We start from the raw sequence: 16,488 nt of genomic DNA, 5'->3' as shown, positions 1-16,488 counted from the left end.
GATGTAGCGACACTGGCGTGAAGAACCAGTATCAGGCGGTAGCCGCCCCGCCGCGAAACAGGAAGAAGGCGCCGCACGCGATCAGCGCGAAGCCCGCCGCCTGACTCCAGCCGATACGCTGGCCGAGATAGGCCCACGAGAAGATCGAGAAGATCGTCAGCGTGACGACCTCCTGCATCGCCTTCAGCTGGGCGGCCGAATAGACGGTGCTGCCGATGCGGTTGGCGGGCACCGCCAGCCAATATTCGAAGAAGGCGATGCCCCAGCTCGCCAGCACGACGATCCACAGCGGCCGATCGCGGAACTTCAGGTGCCCGTACCACGCGAACGTCATGAACAGGTTGGAGCCGACCAGCAGCAGGACCGGCAGGAGGCGAGGGGAGAGCATGGTGCCGCCCGTCCGCCTCGCGCGGCGTGCCGTCAAGCGGTCGCCAAGGCGCTCAGCGTCTCGTTGACGCGGGCGCGTACGTCGGCGTCGCGCGTCATCTCCAGCATCGAGCCCAGGCTGGCGCGAGCGGCGGAGACGTCGCCATCGGCGAGCTCGAGCCGCGCCCGCTGCCACCAGGCGGCGCCGTCGGCGGGCGCGAAGACGGTCATGCGACGGTAAAGCTCGAGCGCGCGGCGGCCGCGTCCCGCCGCCTCCGCGCGCGTCGCCTGATTGTTGAGCAGGCGGACGAGGACGGCGCGATTGGGCATCGCCGCGACGTGGCGCACCGCCGGCTGCTCGTCCCCGCCGCCCGCGTGGGCCATGATCGCGGCGAACGCGTGGGGTGCTACGATCATGCCGTCGCGGAAGGGATCGACGATCACCGGCACCGAGCCGTCGCCGACGAGCACCATCACATGACCCGGCACGTCGAGCGCGTGCGCCTCCCAGCCGATGCGGCGCGCGGCGGCGACGTAGAGGATCGAGAGGCTGACGGGCAGGCCGCGCCGGCGATCGATGACGCGGAGGAGATCGGCGTTGTCGGGATCGTCGTAGCTCGTGCGATCGCCGGTGAAGCCATGCTCGCCCGCGATCACGCGCGCGAGGACTGCGGCACGCGCGGCGTCATCGATCGCGCCGACCCCCTCCTCGGCAAGCCGCGCGGCGATCCCGTCGAGTATGCGCTGATGCGAGCACGTATCCGTGTCGGGATGGTCGAGCGCGGCAAGCGCGAGCGCGGCGGTATCGAGGACGATGTCGTCCTCGTCGATCAGGCCGAGATAGGCGATGCTTTCGTCCATGCCGCCAACATGGGGATCGCGGGCGCGTCGCGCAAACTAGTCCTCGGCGGCGAGCGCCTTCAGCCGGTAGACGAGGTCGAGCGCGTCGCGCGCCGACAGCGTGTCGGCGTCCACCGTCGCGAGCGCCGCGCGCAAAGGATCGGGCGCCTGCTCGCGCGTCGCGGCGGCGGCGAAGAGCGGCAGATCGTCAAGCCCGGCGGCGATCCCGCCGGTGCGCTCGCGGCCCTTCTCCAGCCGTCCGAGCACGTCCTTCGCGCGGGCGAGCACGGGCTTGGGCAGGCCGGCGAGGCGCGCGACGGCGAGGCCGTAGCTCCGGTCAGCCGGTCCGCGCGCGAGCTCGTGGAGGAGGACGAGATCGCCCTTCCACTCGCGCGCGCGGACGTGATGCAGGGTGAGCCCGTCGAGCCGCTCGGCCAGCCGCGTCAACTCGTGATAGTGGGTCGCGAACAGGCAGCGGCAGCGATTGGCCTCGTGCACCGCCTCCACCACCGCCCAGGCGATGGCGAGACCGTCATAGGTGGAGGTGCCGCGCCCCACCTCGTCGAGGATCACGAAGCTGCGTTCCGTTGCCTGCGCGAGGATCGCGGCGGTTTCGATCATCTCGACCATGAAGGTGGAGCGCCCGCGCGCGAGATTGTCCGACGCGCCGACCCGGCTGAACAGCCGGTCGACGAGGCCGAGCGTGACGGATTTCGCCGGCACGAAAGATCCCGCCTGCGCGAGCACCGCGATCAGCGCGTTCTGGCGGAGGAAGGTGGACTTGCCGCCCATGTTGGGCCCGGTGACGAGCCACAGCCGGGAGGACGGCGACAGGCAGCAGTCGTTGGCGACGAAGGCGGCGCCCTCACGCGCCACCGCGCTCTCGACCACCGGATGGCGCCCGCCGACCACGTCGAAGCAGGGCTCCTCGACCAGCCGCGGCCGGCACCAGCTGCCCTCGACGGCCCGTTCCGCCAGCCCGGCCGCGACATCGAGCCGGGCGAGCGCGTCGGCGGTGGCGCAGACGCGGTCGCGGCTGGCGAGCGCCGCCTCGGTCAGCTCCTCCAGGTGTGCCGCCTCGGCGGCGAGCGCGTGTGCGCCGGCCTGATGGACCCGCGCCGCCTGCTCGTGCAGCTCGGGCGCGTTGAAGCGGACGACGCCGGCCAGCGTCTGGCGATGGGTGAAGCCCGAATCCGCCCGCATCAGCGGATCGGCGTGCCGCGCCTGCACCTCTATATAATAGCCGAGCACGCCGTTGTGGCGGATCTTGAGGCCTGCGATGCCGGTCGCCTCGCGGTAGCGCGCCTCCAGCGTGGCGATCGCGCGGCGGCCATCGCCGGCGGCGGCGCGCAGCTCGTCCAGCGCGGCGTCATACCCTTCCGCGATGTAGCCGCCGCCCGACGCATCGATAGGCGGCGTGGGGACGAGCGCGCGCGCGAGCCGGTCGACCAGTTCGCCGTGGCCGCGCAGTGCCGGCAGCAGCGCCGCAATCGCGGGCGGCGTGGCGAGCCCACCCAGCCAGTCGTGCAGGTCGCGCGCGTGGCCGAGCCCGTCGCGAAGCTGGCCGAGGTCGCGCGGGGAACCGCGGCCCGTCACCAGCCGGCCGAGCGCGCGGCCGACATCGGGCAGCGCGCGGAGCGCCGCGCGCAGCCGCTCGCGCGACCCGCCGTCGTCCACCGCCCAGGCGACCATCGCCAGCCGCGACTCGATCGCGTTCCTATCGTCGAGGGGCGCCGCGAGATCGGCGGCGAGCGTGCGCGCGCCCGCCCCGGTAACGGTGCGGTCGACCGCGTCGAGTAGGCTCCCGCGCCGCTCGCCTTCGGTGGTGCGCACGATCTCCAGCGAGGCGCGGGTCGCCGCGTCGATCGCCAGATGCGCGCCGGCGACGCGGCACGCGGGCGGCTGGAGGAAGGTCGCCGCGCCGCGCGCGGCATGGTCGAGATAGCCGAGGAGGCCGCCGGCCGCCGCCAGTGCGGCGCTATCGAATGCGCCAAAGCCGTCGAGCGTCGCCACCTCGAAGCGGCGTCTCAGAGCGCGCTCGCCGGCGGCGGCGGCGAAGTCGGCGCGCGGACCGCTCGCGCGCCCGGCGGCAAGGGCCGAGCCTTCCGCCGCCACCGTTTCTGCCGGGCCCAGCCGCGCGAGCTCGGCGTCGAGCGCCGCCGCTTCCACCGAGCCGAGCTCGAAGCGGCCGGTCGACACGTCCGCCGCCGCGACGCCGATCCGCCCGCCTGCCTCGCTCAGCGCCACAAGCCAGTTCGACGCGCGCGCGTCGAGCAGCGCCTCCTCGGTCAGCGTGCCAGCGGTGACGAGGCGGACGATGCGGCGCTCCACCAGCGCCTTGGCGCCGCCGCGCTTCCTCGCCTGTTCCGGCGTCTCCACCTGCTCGGCGACGGCGACACGGTGGCCGGCGCGGATCAGCCGCGCGAGATAGCTGTCCGCCGAATGCACCGGCACGCCGCACATCGCGACGCCGTCGCCGCGCGCGGTGAGCGCGATGTCGAGGCAGGCCGCCGCCACCTTCGCGTCTTCCAGGAACAGCTCGAAGAAGTCGCCCATGCGGAAGAACAGCAGGCAGTCCGCCGCCTCGGCCTTGAGCGCGCGGTATTGCGCGAACATCGGGGTGTCGGGCGACGCTGACATGACGGCGGGATAGGGGACGGCAAGGGCGCGGGGAACCGCTTTCGCGCGCTTGCTGCCCCGGCGACGATGCCGCATGACCTGTCGCGGAAGCGGCGGGGAACGGATCGATGGCGCATGAGCGGCTGATATTCTCGGAGCGCGAGGCGCTGCTGTTCCACAGCCACGGCCGCCCCGGCAAGATCGAGATCGTCGCGACCAAGCCGATGGCGACGCAGCGCGACTTGGCGCTGGCCTACTCGCCCGGCGTTGCGGTGCCGGTGAAGGCGATCGCGGAGGATCCCGCCACCGCCTACGACTATACCGCCAAGGGCAACCTCGTCGCCGTCATCTCCAACGGCACCGCCATCCTGGGGCTCGGCAATCTCGGCGCGCTCGCGTCCAAGCCGGTGATGGAGGGCAAGGCGGTGCTGTTCAAGCGCTTCGCCGACATCGACGCGATCGACCTCGAACTGGCGACGGAGGATGTCGACCGCTTCATCGCCGCCGTCGAGATCATGGAGCCGAGCTTCGGCGGCATCAACCTTGAGGACATCAAGGCGCCCGAGTGCTTCGTCATCGAGCAAACGCTGCGCGAGCGCATGAACATCCCGGTGTTCCATGACGACCAGCACGGCACCGCGATCATCGCGGCGGCCGGGCTGATCAACGCCTGCTATCTGACCGGCCGCGATATCGGGGACGTGCGCATGGTGGTGAACGGCGCCGGCGCCGCCGCCATCTCGTGCACCGAACTCGCCAAGGCGATTGGCGTGCCGTCCGACAATGTGATCATGTGCGATTCCAAGGGCGTGGTCTATCGCGGCCGCACCGAAGGCATGAATCAGTGGAAGTCCGCCCACGCGGTGGAGACCTCCGCGCGCACCTTGGCGGAAGCGTTAGAGGGCGCGGACGTGTTCCTCGGCCTTTCCGTCCAGGGCGCACTCACCGGCGATATGGTCAAGCGGATGGCGCGCAAGCCGATCATCTTCGCTATGGCCAATCCCGATCCCGAGATCACGCCGGCGGAGGCGCACGAGGCGGCGCCCGACGCCATCGTGGCCACCGGGCGATCGGATTATCCCAATCAAGTCAACAACGTGCTCGGCTTCCCATTCATCTTCCGCGGCGCGCTCGACGTGCGCGCGACGACGATCAACGAGGAGATGAAGGTGGCGGCCGCGCGCGCGCTCGCCGATCTCGCCCGCCGACGCGTGCCCGAGGAGGTGGCGGCCGCCTACGGCGTCACGCACAGCTTTGGCACGGACTACATCATACCCACGCCGTTCGACCCGCGGCTGGTCGACGTCGTGCCGCCGGCGGTCGCGCAGGCGGCGATGGACACCGGCGTGGCGCGCAAGCCGATCGCGGACATGGCGGCGTACCGAGAGAGCCTGAAGGCCAGGCTCAACCCGGTGACGGCGGTGCTCACCTCCACCTACGAGGCGGCGCGCGCCAATCCCAAGCGCGTGCTGTTCGCGGAGGCCGAGGAGGAGGTGGTGCTGCGCGCCGCCATCCAGTTCCGCGACGGCGGCTACGGCGTGCCGGTGCTGGTCGGCCGCGACGACGTGCCCGAGCGGCTGCGCGCGCTGGGCGTCGAGGACCCCGAAGACTTTGAGCTGCACAACAGCCGCCACAGCCCGCACGTGCCGGCGATGGTCGATTCGCTCTACGCCCGGCTGGCGCGGCACGGCTATATGCGCCGCGACGTGGAGCGCATGGTCAATCGCGACCGCAACGTGTTCGGCGCGCTGATGATGGAGATGGGGCTCGCCGACGTGATGGTGACGGGGATCACCCGCCCCTTCCGCCAGACGATGCTGGAGGTGCGCCGCGTGATCGGCCCGGCGGAGGGGCACACGCCGTTCGGCATTCACCTGCTCGTCGGGCGCAACCACTCGGTGTTCCTGGCGGACACGACCGTCACCGAGCGGCCCACCGCCGAGCAGCTCGCCGACATCGCCGAGCAGACCGCCGCCGTCGCGCGCCGCATGGGGCAGGAGCCCCGCGTCGCCTTCCTCAGCTACTCGACCTTCGGCAACCCGCCCGGTCGCTTCCTCGAGAATATCCGCGACGCGATCGCGGTGCTCGACAGGCGCGGCGCGGACTTCGAATATGAAGGCGAGATGGCGGCCGACGTCGCGCTCAACCCGGCCATGGCCAAGTTCTACCCGTTCAGCCGTCTCTCCGGCCCGGCTAACGTGCTGGTGATGCCGGGCCTCCAGTCCGCCAACCTGTCCGCCAAGCTGCTGAAGGAGCTGGGTGGCGACTCGATGATCGGGCCGATGCTGGTCAATATGGCGCAGCCGGTGCAGATCGCCGCGATGACGTCGACCGCGTCCGAGCTCGTCACGCTGGCGGTGCTCGCCAGCGCCGGGATCGCGCGCTAGCGCCCGGCTCCGACGCTGATCGAGCCGTGCCTAAGGTCCGGTCCGTCCGTTGGGATTGTCGGCGGTGGGCGCGTTGGTGCCGGATCCGCCGACCGATCCGATGTTGCCGAACAGCTCCTGAACCAGGCCGCGCTTGCGGCCCAGCGTCGGCGTCGTCTCTCCGACGGGCGAGATCGGGACGACCCGCTCGAGCCCCGTACGCTCGACCCCGCTGACGTCGCCCCGCGGATCGAAATGGACCGCCAGCACCGTCTCGTTGATCGGCTTGGGCAGGCCGAAGGAGAATTGCCGCGTTGTGCGCGACACATAGTACCAGGTCGCGGAGTCGAACTCGCCCGCGAAGCTCGGATCGCCGAGCGTCTTCAAGACCGAAGCACGATTGTCGACGCCGGGCTGCACCGAGGCCACCAGAGCATTGTCCATGACGTAGCCCTGATGTCCGCGCGTGCGCGCGCAGCCCGAGACGCCGGCGAGCACGGCCAGCGAGGCGCAGGCGAGTGTCGCGCGCTTACACCGCCCGATCGCGATCATCTCGTTCCCTCACCCAGCATTGCAACCCCGCTCGCCCCGCTCAATATGCGCGCCTCCGGTGCCGCACAAGGCGTCGTGGTGGAGGCAGGTGCGTGGGGCTGTGGAGGCGGTGGTTCGGCCGCGAGGATCGCGTAAGCGCGTACGCACCGCTCTACGCCGCGATCGTGGCGGCGGCGCGTGATCCGCGCTGGTATCGCGCAGGCGGCGTCGCCGACACTCTCGACGGGCGCTTCGACATGGTGTCGGGGGTACTCGCGCTGGTGCTGATCCGGCTGGAGGCGGCGGGCGACGACGGCCGCGAGCCGGCGGCGCGCGTGACCGAGCTGTTCGTCGATGACATGGACGGCCAACTTCGCCAGCAGGGTATCGGCGACATCGTCGTCGGCAAGCATGTCGGCCGGATGATGGCGGCGCTGGGCGGCCGCATCGCCGCCTACCGGGATGGGCTGGCGCCCGGCGGCGATCTCGCCGGCGCGCTGGACCGCAACGTCCACCGCGGTCCCGGTGCGACCGACGCCGCACGTGAGACGCTGGAGGGCGGCGTGCGCGCGCTCGGCGGACAGATCATGGCGACGCCCCTCGACGTGCTGCTGGCAGGGCGATGGCCGACGGCATGACCGCGCCCGAGTTCGCACGGCCGATCCGCCTCGACACGATCGGCGCCGAGCCGCGCGCTGTGCGGATCGAGGCCGACGAAGCGGAGCGGCGCGCGCTGGCGGCGCGCTTCGGGCTGCTCGCGCTCGCTTCGCTGGAGGTGGAGGCCACCCTCGTCCGTGATCGCGACGTGGTGCGCGCGCAGGGTCGTATCGTGGGCGCCGCGACGCAGGCCTGCGTCGCGACCGGCGAGCCCGTGCCGGCGCGGGTCGAGGAGCCGTTCGCGTTGCGCTTCGTGCCCGCGCGCGAGGACGGCGACGAGATCGAACTCGACGAGGACGATCTCGATACGCTGCCCTATTTGGGCGGTGCGATCGACCTCGGTGAGGCAGCGGCGCAGGGGTTCGCGCTGGCGCTCGATCCGTTCCCGCGCTCCGCTGGTGCCGACGCGGCGTTGCGCGCCGCCGGCGTGCTCAGCGAGGAGGAGGCCGAGCAGGCGCGGCGGGAGGCGAGCCCGTTCGCCGCGCTCAAGGTGCTGAAGCGCGACTGAGGTCGCAGGCCTTAGAAGGGCACGTCGTCGTCGAGATCGCTGTCGAAGGCACCGCCGCCGGGCTTGCCGCCGCCGCCGGAGCGCTGGCCGCCGCCGAAGCCCCCTCCGGACGAGCCGCCGCCATAGCCGCCACCGCCCTGGCCTCCGCCGAAATCGTCATCACCGCCGAAATCCCGGCCGCCGCTGCCGCTGCCGCCGCCGCCTTCGCGCCCGTCGAGCATCACCAGCGTGCCGTCGAAGCCCTGGAGCACCACCTCGGTGGAGTATTTGTCCTGCCCGTCATTGCCCTGCCACTTCCGGGTCTGGAGCTTGCCCTCGATATAGACCTTGGAGCCCTTGCGAAGGTAGCGCTCGGCGGTGTTGGCGAGGCCTTCGTTGAAGATCGCCACCGAATGCCACTCGGTCTTCTCCTTGCGCTCGCCCGACTGGCGGTCCTTCCACGTCTCGGACGTCGCGATGCGCAGGTTCACCACCTTGCCGCCATTCTGAAAGCTACGTGACTCAGGGTCGCGGCCGAGATTGCCGACCAGGATCACCTTGTTCACGCTGCCTGCCATTCGCTCGCCTCCCTAGAGGCCCGCCCAGGTGGCGAGCCAGTATGTCGCTCCGGCGGCGACATAGGCGAGCAAGAACAGATAGCCAATCATGAAGGCTGGCCAGCGCCAGCCGTTGGTCTCCCGCCTCGTCACCGCGATCGTCGAGAGGCATTGCGGCGCGAACACGAACCAGGCGAGGAAGGCGAGTGCGGTGGGCAGCGGCCAGCTCGCCTTCATGCGGACGCCGAGCTGATCGTCGGACGGGTTGTCCACCGCGCCTTCCGCGTCGCCCTGATCGATCGCGTAGACGGTGGCGAGCGCGGAGACCGCCACCTCGCGCGCCGCCATCGCCGGCGGCAGCGCCAGCGCGATCTCGTGATTGAAGCCGATCGGATGCACGACGACGTCGATCGCCGACGCGATCCGTCCGGCGATCGAATATTCGGACTGCTTCACGCCCGCCGGCGCTTGCGGGTAGCTTGCCAGCACCCACAGGATCACGTTGGAAGCGAGGATGATCGTGCCCGCACGCTTCAGGAAGATGGCCGCGCGCGTCCACAGCCCGATCGCGACGTCGCGCAGTAACGGCATCTGGTAGCGCGGCATCTCCATCAGGAAGCCCTGGCTCACACCCTTGGTCACGGTACGCCGGAGCACGTAGGCGGCGATCATCGCCCCGGCCGTGCCCGCCACGTAGAGCCCGAACAGCACCAGCCCCTGCAGGCCCACGCCCGGCAGCACCGCGCGCGCGGGAATGAAGGCGCCGATGATGAGCGTGTAGACGGGCAGCCTCGCCGAGCAGGTGGTGAGCGGCGCGATCAGGATGGTGGTGAGGCGATCCCTGGGATCGTTGATCGTCCGCGTCGCCATGATGCCGGGCACCGCGCACGCGAAGCTGGAGAGCAGCGGGATGAAGGCGCTGCCCGACAGGCCCACGCGCGCCATGAGCCTGTCCATCATGAAGGCGGCGCGGACCATGTAGCCGGTCGCCTCCAAGAGCAGGATGAAGCCGAACAGGATCAGGATCTGCGGCAGGAACACGACGACCGCGCCGACGCCTTTGATGACGCCCTCCGCCAGCAGATCGCGCACGAAGCCGGCAGGCAGCTCGCGATCGATCCAGCCGCCTGCCCAGGCGAAGCCCCCGTCGATCGCGTCCATCGGCGCTTGCGCCCAGGCGAACACCGCCTGGAAAACGACGAACAGGATGACGGCGAGCAACAGCGGGCCGAGGACGGGATGAAGCGCCACCGTGTCGATCCGACGGGTGAGCAGGCTGCGGGCGTGCTCCTCGGTCGTCGCGGCCGTCGCGATCTGGCGCGCGCGGCGCTGGAGAAGGGCGATATCGTGGCGGCTCGCGTTGAGCTTGGCAGGCTGGCGCGATCCATCGCCGGTCAGCGTCGCCAACGCATCCCGCAGTTCGTCGAGGCCGCGCCTGCGCACCGCCACCGTCGGCACCACGGGCACGCCGAGCTCGCGCGACAGCGCGGCGGTGTCGATCCTCAGGCCGTCGCGCTCGGCCATGTCGATCATGTTGAGCGCGATCACCACCGGCAGGCCCAGGCCGACGAGCTGGAGCGCGAAGCGGAGATGATTGTCGAGGTTGGTGGCGTCGACCACCACCACCAGCGCGTGGGGACGGCGCTCGCCCTCCTGGCGGCCGAACAGCACGTCGTGCGTCACCTGCTCGTCGGGGGAGCCGGGCTGGAGGCTGTAGGTACCGGGCAGGTCGACGAGTTCGATCGGGCGGCCGTCGGGCAGGCTCATGCGGCCGGCCTTCCGCTCCACCGTCACCCCCGGATAGTTGCCGACCTTCTGGCGCGCACCGGTGAGCGCGTTGAACAAGGCGGACTTGCCCGCATTGGGATTGCCGACCAGCGCCACCATCGGCGCGGGGTTCATGCCGCGATCTCGATCACGGCGATCGCGCGCGCCTGGGCGCGGCGCAGTGCCACCGTCATACGGCCGACGCGGCAGGCGATCGGATCGCGGCCGAACGGCGCCGCGTGCATCGTCTCCACGGTCACCCCCTCATCGAAACCAAGCTCACGCAGGCGGCGTGCGGTGGCCTCGGCAAGCTCTCCCCAGGCGATGCCGAGCACGCGGGCGGGGCGGTTGAGCGGCAGGTCGGCGAGGTTCACGGGCGGAGTCCGGATCGTTCACGCGACTGATTATCAATATTGCGAGCGTAAGGCTAGGTCGCTGGATACCGCAATCGTCCTAGCAATCGCGTCACGCTGAACCGGCGCGCTGCCGGGACGCGGAACGCCGCCTTCGCCTTCTCAAACCGCATCAGTCCATCGATGCGTCGCGCCAGGAAGCCGCGCGTCGCCTCGCCATCCGCGCTGCCGTCGTTCAGCCAGACGAGGATCGTCGCGCCGTAGATCGCCGCCAGCGTCGCGCGCTTGCTGTAGTGGTTGAGGTCGGTCGCGGTGTCGCCGGCGATGCGCCACATCGTGTCGGCCGCGCGCCAGCCGAGCCGTGCCGCGGCGGCGGCGTTCCCGGGTCGGGCGAGCACGGTCAACGCGCGCCGTGCCGCCTCGCGGTCCGCCCGCATCAGCGCGAGCCGTGCCTCGACCAGCGCCGCGATACGCTCGCGCACCTTCAGGGCCGCCACGCGCTCGGCCGGGAAGTCACGCGCCAGCGCGGCATCAACGGCGGCGTACCAGGCGTCGATCATGCCGGCGGCACCGTCGGGAAAGGCGAGCCGGGCGTGGCCTGGATCGATGCCGAGCCGGATCGCGACGGCCGTCAGCGCCACGTCTCCCCAGCCATCGAACGCCGCCTCCGCCGCGATGGCGGGGCCGAGCGCCGCCCGCATCTCGTCAAGCGTCGGGTCGGAGGGAAGGGCGGTGTCGAGCATGGCCGCCATGCTAGCCGGCGGCCCGCCGGCGTACCAGCACCAGCGCGGCGGCGATGGCGAGCGCGCCGAGGAGGTCGACGATGCCCAGCCGCTCGTCATAGGCGATCCAGCCGATCGCGGAGGCGACGACAGGCTGCGTCAGCAGCCCCAGTCCGACCATCATCGAAGGCAGATTGCCGATCGCGAAGATGATGAGCGCCTGTCCGATCACCTGGCTGCCGACCGCCAACGCGAGCAGCGGCCGCCAGTCACGCGGCCAGAGCGGCGCATGCTCGACGCCGACGAGGGCGAGCAGCACCGCCGCTGCCGCGAACGTCGCCGAGCCGAGCGTCGCCCAGGTGCCAAGCCGCCCGCGCAGCCGGTCCACCGCCACCATGTAGCCCGTGTAGGTGGCGCCGGCGAGGAGGCACAGCAGATCGCCCGCCAGGTGCGCGCGGCTGAGCTCGAACGAGCGGCCGAGCAGCAGCGCGACCCCCGCGACGGCAAGCCCGATCGCCGTCGCCTGTACCCGGTCGGGCAGGCTGCGCGTCACCAGGAAGCCGTAAGCGACGAAGAAGAAGCTGGTGACGTTGCCGAACAGCGTCGCATTGGCCAGGCGGGTGCGGACGATCCCGGAATGCCAGGCAGCGAGATCAAGCGCGAAGAAGAGGCCGCCGGCCCCCGCGACCAGCAGCGCGCGCGCGGTGACGGGCGGGGCCGTGCGCCGACGGGCGACGGCGATCAGCAGCACCAAGGGCAGCGCCAGCGCGAGCCGCCAGAAGCCCGACACGACCGGCGGCACGCCCGACAGCCGCACCAGCCACGGGCCGACGGCGAGGATCGCGTTGCCGAGAACCAGCGCGGCTAACCCGCCGAGGGAGGGACCCCCCGCCGGTGGAGGCGCGGACCTCGGCTCCTCCTCGAAGACGGGCGGAGGCGTGTCTGGAAGCGTCGCCATGGCGCCCCATATAGCGGCGCGGCCGGCCTGTCGCCGTCCCAGGAGCCTTGCTTATGCCCTCGTTGCTCGATCCGCTGACGCTCGGCGCGCTGGACCTGCCCAACCGCATCCTCATGGCGCCGCTGACGCGCGGGCGCGGGACCCGCGACCATGTGCCCACCGGACTGATGGGCGACTATTACGAGCAGCGCGCGTCCGCCGGCCTCATCATCTCCGAGGCGACGGGGATCAGCCAGGAGGGGCTCGGCTGGCCCTACGCGCCGGGCCTGTGGAACCCGGCTCAGGTCGAGGCGTGGAAGCCGATCGTTGAGCGCGTGCATCGCGCCGGCGGGCGGATCGTCGCGCAGCTCTGGCACATGGGGCGGCTCGTCCATCCGAGCTTCCTCGGCGGGCGGCCGCCGCTCGGCGCATCGCCGATCGCCGCGCCGGCGCACGCCCACACCTACGAAGGCAAGGCGCCCTACGCGACGCCGCGCGCGATGGAGGTGGACGAGGTGCCGCGCCTGCTCGGCGACTACGCGCGCGCCGCGTCCAACGCGATGACGGCCGGATTCGACGGCGTGCAGATCCACGCCGCCAACGGCTACCTGATCGACACTTTCCTGCGCGACGGCGCCAACCAGCGCGACGACGCCTATGGCGGGCCGATCGAGAACCGCGTGCGGCTGCTGCGCGAGGTGGCGGAGACGGTGCGCGACGTCGTCGGCGGATCGCGCACGGGCGTGCGGCTCTCCCCAAACGGCGAGTCGCAAGGCAACAACGACAGCGATCCCGAACCGCTGTTCACCGCCGCCGCCGCCGCGCTCGCGCAGGCGGGCGTCGCGTGGCTGGAGCTGCGCGAGCCCGACTTCGACAGCAGCTTCTCGCCGGCCGACCATCCGGCGATCGCGCCGTCGATTCGCAAGGTCTTCTCCGGCCCGCTGGTCCTCAACTCGGACTATGACGGAGCGAAGGGCCAGGCGACGTTGGACGCGGGCGGAGCGGACGCGATCGCCTTCGGGCGGCCGTTCATCGCCAATCCCGATCTCGTGCGCCGTATGGCGCAGCGGCGGCCGCTGACCGACCCCGACTACGGGACCTTCTACTCGCAGGGACCGCACGGCTACACCGACTATCCGCTCGCGGAGCAGGCGATCGCGGCGGAGTGACGCTCAGCCGAAGCGGCGCCTGAGATCGAGGAGCGCGAGCGCGGCCTTCGCCGCCTCGCCGCCCTTATCCTTCTCGGTAGGTTGTGCGCGGGTCAGCGCCTGCGCCTCGTCCTCCACGGTCAGGATGCCATTGCCGATCGCAAGGCCGTCGAGCGTCAATGCCATCAGCGCGCGCGCGCTCTCGCCGGCGACGATCTCGAAATGGTAGGTCTCGCCCCGAATCACGACGCCCAACGCCACGAACGCGTCGTAACGCTCGGCGGCCAGCGCCACTACGGCCGGGATCTCCAGGGCGCCGGGCACCGTGATCGTCTCATGCTCGTGTCCCGCCGCTTCGATCGCGGCGCGCGCGCCCGCGATCAGCAGGTCGTTCAGGTGCGCGTAGAAGCGCGCCTCCACGATCAGCACGCGCGCCATTAGGCGCCGCTCTCCTCGTCGATCCGGCGCTCAGCGACGATATCCAGCCCGTAGCCGGCCAGCGCCACCAACGTGTGGTGCGAGTTGGTGAGGAGGATCATATCATGAACACCCATGTCCGCCAGGATCTGCGCGCCGATACCGTAGGAGCGGATGTCGACGCCCTCGTCGCCGCCGCGCACCGCCCCGGACAAGCGGGCCGGCGTAGCGCGGCCGATCAGCACGATCACGCCGGCGCCGGCCAGCCCCACCGCCGCCATCGTGCGCTGGAGCAGCCGCTTGCGGCCGCCCGGCCGCCCGAGCACGTCGTCGAGCAGCGAAACGGGATGGACGCGCACCAGCGTCGGCTCGCCGGGCACCACGCGGCCCTTTTGCAGCACCAGCGTCTCGGTGCCGTCGACACGATTGCGGTAGATGACCAGCTTCCAGTCGCCGCCATAGTCCGACGCGAACGGCTCCTCGGAGACGCGCTCGACGAGATGATCGTGGCGGCGGCGGTAACCGATGAGATCGCGGATGGTGCCGATCTTCAGCTTGTGGCTCTGCGCGAAGGCGACGAGATCGTCCATCCGCGCCATCGTGCCGTCGGCGTTCATGATCTCGCAGATCACGCCTGACGGGTTGAGCCCGGCGAGCCGCGCGACGTCCACCGCCGCCTCGGTATGGCCGGCGCGGACCAGCGTGCCGCCCGGCTTGGCGACGAGCGGAAATACGTGGCCGGGCGTGACGATGTGCGCCGCATCCTTGCCCACGTCGATCGCCACGGCAATGGTGCGCGCGCGGTCCGCCGCGGAGATACCGGTGGTGACGCCGTCGCGCGCCTCGATCGAGACGGTGAAGGCGGTCTCGTGCCGGGTGCCGTTGTTGCGGCTCATGAGTTCCAGGCCGAGCTGGTCCACCCGGTCCTTCGTCAGGGCGAGGCAGATGAGACCGCGCCCGTGCGTCGCCATGAAGTTGATCGCGTCCGGCGTCGCCATCTGCGCGGGGATGACGAGGTCGCCCTCGTTCTCGCGATCCTCGTCGTCGACCAGGATGAACATGCGCCCGTTGCGCGCCTCGTCGACGATCTCCTGGATCGAGGAGAGATAGGCGTGCCGCGGCACCGCGATCGGCCGGACGGTCATCGACGCAACTCCTCCATACGGCCGAGATAACGCGCGAGCACGTCGATCTCCAGGTTGACGCGGTCACCGGGCGTCAGCGCGCCCAGCGTCGTCTCGGCGGCGGTGTGGGGAATGATGTTGATGCCGAAGCGTGTGCCGTCGGCGGCGTCCTCGACGGTGTTGACGGTGAGCGATGCGCCGTCGATCGCGATCGAACCCTTGGCGGCGATATAGGCGGCGAGCGCGGGCGGCGCGGCGATCGTCAGCCGGGTGGACGCGCCCTCGGGCTCGACGGCGATCACCGTGCCGACGCCGTCGACATGGCCGGTGACGATGTGGCCGCCGAGCTCGTCGCCGACGCGCATTGCGCGTTCGAGGTTGAGCCGAGCGCCCGCGCGCCAGCGATCGGCGGTCCGCTCGACCGTCTCGGCGGAGACGTCGACCGCGAACCGGCCGGGGCTCTTGTCGACCACCGTCAGGCAGGTGCCCGAGCAGGCGATCGAGGCGCCCAGCGCGACCGTGTCGGTGTCGTAGCCGGTCTCGATCTCGACGCGCAGGTCGCCGCGCGGCTCGATACGGGCGATGGTGCCGATGTTGGTGACGATGCCGGTGAACATGGATGCCGCCTTAGCGCCGCCGCGTGAAGATTTCGAGTCGGTCCGCGCCTAGCATGCGCGTATCGCGAAGTTCCCAGCGGCCGTGCGCATCGGCGAGCGTCTCGAGGCCGATCGCGTCCAGCGCCGCCCGTCCGGCGCCGAGCAGGATCGGCGCGCGGTAGAGCAGCAGCCTGTCGACCAGGTCGGCGGCCAGGAAGGCGGCGGCGGTGGCGGCGCCGCCGTCGACGAGCAGCCAGTCGGCCGCCAGCCCGCCGACGTCGGTCGGCGAGGCGATCCGCGTCCAGCCGGGCACGTCGGGCCCGCGGGACAGCAGGACGCGCGCGGGCGAACGCGCCTCCAGCCCCGGCAGCCGTACGTTCAGGCCCGGCCGGTCGGTGTCGAGCGTGCCGCGTCCGACGAGGATCGCATCCGCACGCGCGCGTTCGAGATGAGCATGGGCGCGGGCGTCGGCCCCGGTGATCCAGCGGCTCTCGCCCGAAGGCAGCGCGATCCGCCCGTCGAGCGACGTGGCGAGCTTGAGCGTGACGTGCGGCCGGCCGAGCGCGGCGCGCGTCAGCCATCCTGCCATGGCGGCGGTGGCCTCGCTCTCGGCTGTGCCCTCGACCACCTCGATCCCGGCCGCACGCAGCCGCGCGAAGCCGCGCTTGGCGGTGCGCGGATCGGGATCGGTCAGCGCCGCCACGACGCGCGCCGGCCGCGCCGTTACGAGCAGGTCGGCGCAGGCGGGGCCGCGGGGGCTGGCGTGCGCGCACGGTTCGAGCGTGACGTAGGCGGTGGCGCCCGCCGCCGCCGCGCCGGACTGCTTCAACGCCATCGCCTCGGCATGGGGCCGCCCCCCCGGCTGCGTCCAGCCCCGCCCGACGACGTGGCCGTCGCGGACCAGCACGCAACCGACATTGGGGTTGGGAAAGCTGCGCCCGCGACCACGCTCGGACAGCGCGAGCGCGGCGGCCATCCAGCGGCGATCGTCGGCCGCGTCG

At 71.4% G+C, this 16,488-nt stretch carries 17 protein-coding genes; 4 read left to right on the top strand and 13 right to left on the bottom strand.

The window, feature by feature from the left end:
* Nucleotides 1-31 precede the first annotated feature (31 nt).
* Genes ACOFKX_RS10860 through mutS form a run of 3 tightly spaced genes read right to left on the bottom strand, consistent with a single transcriptional unit; the run spans nt 32 to nt 3,822 of the window.
* A complete protein-coding gene (locus ACOFKX_RS10860; RefSeq protein WP_419827410.1) occupies nt 32-388 on the bottom strand; it encodes a DMT family protein in 357 nt (118 codons plus the stop codon).
* A gap of 32 nt (nt 389-420) precedes the next feature.
* Nucleotides 421-1,227, bottom strand: coding sequence for a transglutaminase family protein (locus tag ACOFKX_RS10855; protein WP_419826992.1), 807 nt, complete (start codon nt 1,225-1,227; stop codon nt 421-423).
* A 36-nt stretch (nt 1,228-1,263) separates the two neighbouring features.
* Nucleotides 1,264-3,822 (bottom strand): DNA mismatch repair protein MutS, encoded by a 2,559-nt coding sequence (mutS, locus tag ACOFKX_RS10850; RefSeq protein ID WP_419827409.1) that lies wholly within the window; start codon nt 3,820-3,822, stop codon nt 1,264-1,266.
* Between the two features lie 131 nt (nt 3,823-3,953).
* Between mutS and ACOFKX_RS10845 the strand changes: the two genes are divergently transcribed.
* Entirely contained in the window at nt 3,954-6,212 is a 2,259-nt protein-coding gene (locus ACOFKX_RS10845) for an NADP-dependent malic enzyme (protein WP_419826991.1), read from the top strand.
* 30 nt (nt 6,213-6,242) lie between these two features.
* On the opposite strand, the gene ACOFKX_RS10840 is transcribed toward ACOFKX_RS10845, so the two are convergent.
* Nucleotides 6,243-6,743 carry an outer membrane protein assembly factor BamE gene (locus tag ACOFKX_RS10840; RefSeq protein ID WP_419826990.1) on the bottom strand — a complete coding sequence of 167 codons (501 nt, stop codon included), beginning with the start codon at nt 6,741-6,743 and terminating at the stop codon, nt 6,243-6,245.
* Between the two features lie 92 nt (nt 6,744-6,835).
* On the opposite strand from ACOFKX_RS10840, the gene ACOFKX_RS10835 reads away from it, so the two are divergent.
* Nucleotides 6,836-7,360 (top strand): ubiquinol-cytochrome C chaperone family protein, encoded by a 525-nt coding sequence (locus ACOFKX_RS10835; protein ID WP_419826989.1) that lies wholly within the window; start codon nt 6,836-6,838, stop codon nt 7,358-7,360.
* Entirely contained in the window at nt 7,345-7,887 is a 543-nt protein-coding gene (locus ACOFKX_RS10830) for a YceD family protein (protein WP_419826988.1), read from the top strand. Before ACOFKX_RS10835 ends, ACOFKX_RS10830 begins: the two co-directional genes overlap by 16 nt.
* Nucleotides 7,888-7,898: 11 nt before the next feature.
* Here the strand turns inward: ACOFKX_RS10830 and ssb are convergent, their stop codons facing one another.
* Genes ssb through ACOFKX_RS10805 form a run of 5 tightly spaced genes read right to left on the bottom strand, consistent with a single transcriptional unit; the run spans nt 7,899 to nt 12,223 of the window.
* On the bottom strand, nt 7,899-8,444 hold the full coding sequence (gene ssb / locus ACOFKX_RS10825; RefSeq protein ID WP_419826987.1) for a single-stranded DNA-binding protein: 546 nt from the start codon (nt 8,442-8,444) through the stop codon (nt 7,899-7,901).
* A 12-nt stretch (nt 8,445-8,456) separates the two neighbouring features.
* Nucleotides 8,457-10,325: a ferrous iron transporter B gene (feoB, locus tag ACOFKX_RS10820; RefSeq protein ID WP_419826986.1), complete on the bottom strand. Its 1,869-nt coding sequence runs from the start codon at nt 10,323-10,325 to the stop codon at nt 8,457-8,459.
* On the bottom strand, nt 10,322-10,564 hold the full coding sequence (locus tag ACOFKX_RS10815; protein ID WP_419826985.1) for a FeoA family protein: 243 nt from the start codon (nt 10,562-10,564) through the stop codon (nt 10,322-10,324). The genes feoB and ACOFKX_RS10815 overlap by 4 nt, the downstream gene beginning before the upstream one ends.
* Before the next feature lie 53 nt (nt 10,565-10,617).
* Nucleotides 10,618-11,286 carry a COQ9 family protein gene (locus ACOFKX_RS10810; protein ID WP_419826984.1) on the bottom strand — a complete coding sequence of 223 codons (669 nt, stop codon included), beginning with the start codon at nt 11,284-11,286 and terminating at the stop codon, nt 10,618-10,620.
* A 10-nt stretch (nt 11,287-11,296) separates the two neighbouring features.
* Nucleotides 11,297-12,223: a DMT family transporter gene (locus ACOFKX_RS10805; protein ID WP_419826983.1), complete on the bottom strand. Its 927-nt coding sequence runs from the start codon at nt 12,221-12,223 to the stop codon at nt 11,297-11,299.
* Nucleotides 12,224-12,276: 53 nt separating this feature from the next.
* On the opposite strand from ACOFKX_RS10805, the gene ACOFKX_RS10800 reads away from it, so the two are divergent.
* Entirely contained in the window at nt 12,277-13,371 is a 1,095-nt protein-coding gene (locus tag ACOFKX_RS10800) for an alkene reductase (RefSeq protein WP_419826982.1), read from the top strand.
* 3 nt (nt 13,372-13,374) lie between these two features.
* Here the strand turns inward: ACOFKX_RS10800 and ribH are convergent, their stop codons facing one another.
* Genes ribH through ribD form a run of 4 tightly spaced genes read right to left on the bottom strand, consistent with a single transcriptional unit; the run spans nt 13,375 to nt 16,463 of the window.
* Nucleotides 13,375-13,788, bottom strand: coding sequence for a 6,7-dimethyl-8-ribityllumazine synthase (ribH, locus tag ACOFKX_RS10795; protein WP_419826981.1), 414 nt, complete (start codon nt 13,786-13,788; stop codon nt 13,375-13,377).
* Nucleotides 13,788-14,912: a 3,4-dihydroxy-2-butanone-4-phosphate synthase gene (ribB, locus tag ACOFKX_RS10790; protein WP_419826980.1), complete on the bottom strand. Its 1,125-nt coding sequence runs from the start codon at nt 14,910-14,912 to the stop codon at nt 13,788-13,790. Before ribB ends, ribH begins: the two co-directional genes overlap by 1 nt.
* Nucleotides 14,909-15,508, bottom strand: a complete 600-nt coding sequence (locus ACOFKX_RS10785) for a riboflavin synthase (protein WP_419826979.1) — start codon at nt 15,506-15,508, stop codon at nt 14,909-14,911. Before ACOFKX_RS10785 ends, ribB begins: the two co-directional genes overlap by 4 nt.
* A gap of 10 nt (nt 15,509-15,518) precedes the next feature.
* Nucleotides 15,519-16,463 (bottom strand): bifunctional diaminohydroxyphosphoribosylaminopyrimidine deaminase/5-amino-6-(5-phosphoribosylamino)uracil reductase RibD, encoded by a 945-nt coding sequence (gene ribD, locus ACOFKX_RS10780; protein WP_419827408.1) that lies wholly within the window; start codon nt 16,461-16,463, stop codon nt 15,519-15,521.
* Nucleotides 16,464-16,488 lie beyond the last annotated feature (25 nt).

The organism is Sphingomonas sp. (assembly GCF_965200105.1).
GTDB lineage: Bacteria > Pseudomonadota > Alphaproteobacteria > Sphingomonadales > Sphingomonadaceae > Solisphingomonas.
Note: the sequence above shows the minus strand (reverse complement) of the source record. Positions and strands in the feature narration are given on the sequence as shown.

Excerpts from the sequence above, each read along its gene's own strand:
- ACOFKX_RS10855 (WP_419826992.1), bottom strand. The coding sequence starts at position 1,227 with ATGGACGAAAGCATCGCCTATCTCGGCCTGATCGACGAGGACGACATC.
- ribH (WP_419826981.1), bottom strand. The coding sequence starts at position 13,788 with ATGGCGCGCGTGCTGATCGTGGAGGCGCGCTTCTACGCGCACCTGAAC.
- ACOFKX_RS10830 (WP_419826988.1), top strand. The coding sequence starts at position 7,345 with ATGGCCGACGGCATGACCGCGCCCGAGTTCGCACGGCCGATCCGCCTC.
- ACOFKX_RS10845 (WP_419826991.1), top strand. The coding sequence starts at position 3,954 with ATGGCGCATGAGCGGCTGATATTCTCGGAGCGCGAGGCGCTGCTGTTC.
- ACOFKX_RS10810 (WP_419826984.1), bottom strand. The coding sequence starts at position 11,286 with ATGCTCGACACCGCCCTTCCCTCCGACCCGACGCTTGACGAGATGCGG.
- ACOFKX_RS10860 (WP_419827410.1), bottom strand. The coding sequence starts at position 388 with ATGCTCTCCCCTCGCCTCCTGCCGGTCCTGCTGCTGGTCGGCTCCAAC.
- ribD (WP_419827408.1), bottom strand. The coding sequence starts at position 16,463 with ATGGCCGCCGCGCTCGCGCTGTCCGAGCGTGGTCGCGGGCGCAGCTTT.
- feoB (WP_419826986.1), bottom strand. The coding sequence starts at position 10,325 with ATGAACCCCGCGCCGATGGTGGCGCTGGTCGGCAATCCCAATGCGGGC.
- ACOFKX_RS10785 (WP_419826979.1), bottom strand. The coding sequence starts at position 15,508 with ATGTTCACCGGCATCGTCACCAACATCGGCACCATCGCCCGTATCGAG.
- mutS (WP_419827409.1), bottom strand. The coding sequence starts at position 3,822 with ATGTTCGCGCAATACCGCGCGCTCAAGGCCGAGGCGGCGGACTGCCTG.
- ssb (WP_419826987.1), bottom strand. The coding sequence starts at position 8,444 with ATGGCAGGCAGCGTGAACAAGGTGATCCTGGTCGGCAATCTCGGCCGC.
- ribB (WP_419826980.1), bottom strand. The coding sequence starts at position 14,912 with ATGACCGTCCGGCCGATCGCGGTGCCGCGGCACGCCTATCTCTCCTCG.
- ACOFKX_RS10805 (WP_419826983.1), bottom strand. The coding sequence starts at position 12,223 with ATGGCGACGCTTCCAGACACGCCTCCGCCCGTCTTCGAGGAGGAGCCG.
- ACOFKX_RS10800 (WP_419826982.1), top strand. The coding sequence starts at position 12,277 with ATGCCCTCGTTGCTCGATCCGCTGACGCTCGGCGCGCTGGACCTGCCC.
- ACOFKX_RS10840 (WP_419826990.1), bottom strand. The coding sequence starts at position 6,743 with ATGATCGCGATCGGGCGGTGTAAGCGCGCGACACTCGCCTGCGCCTCG.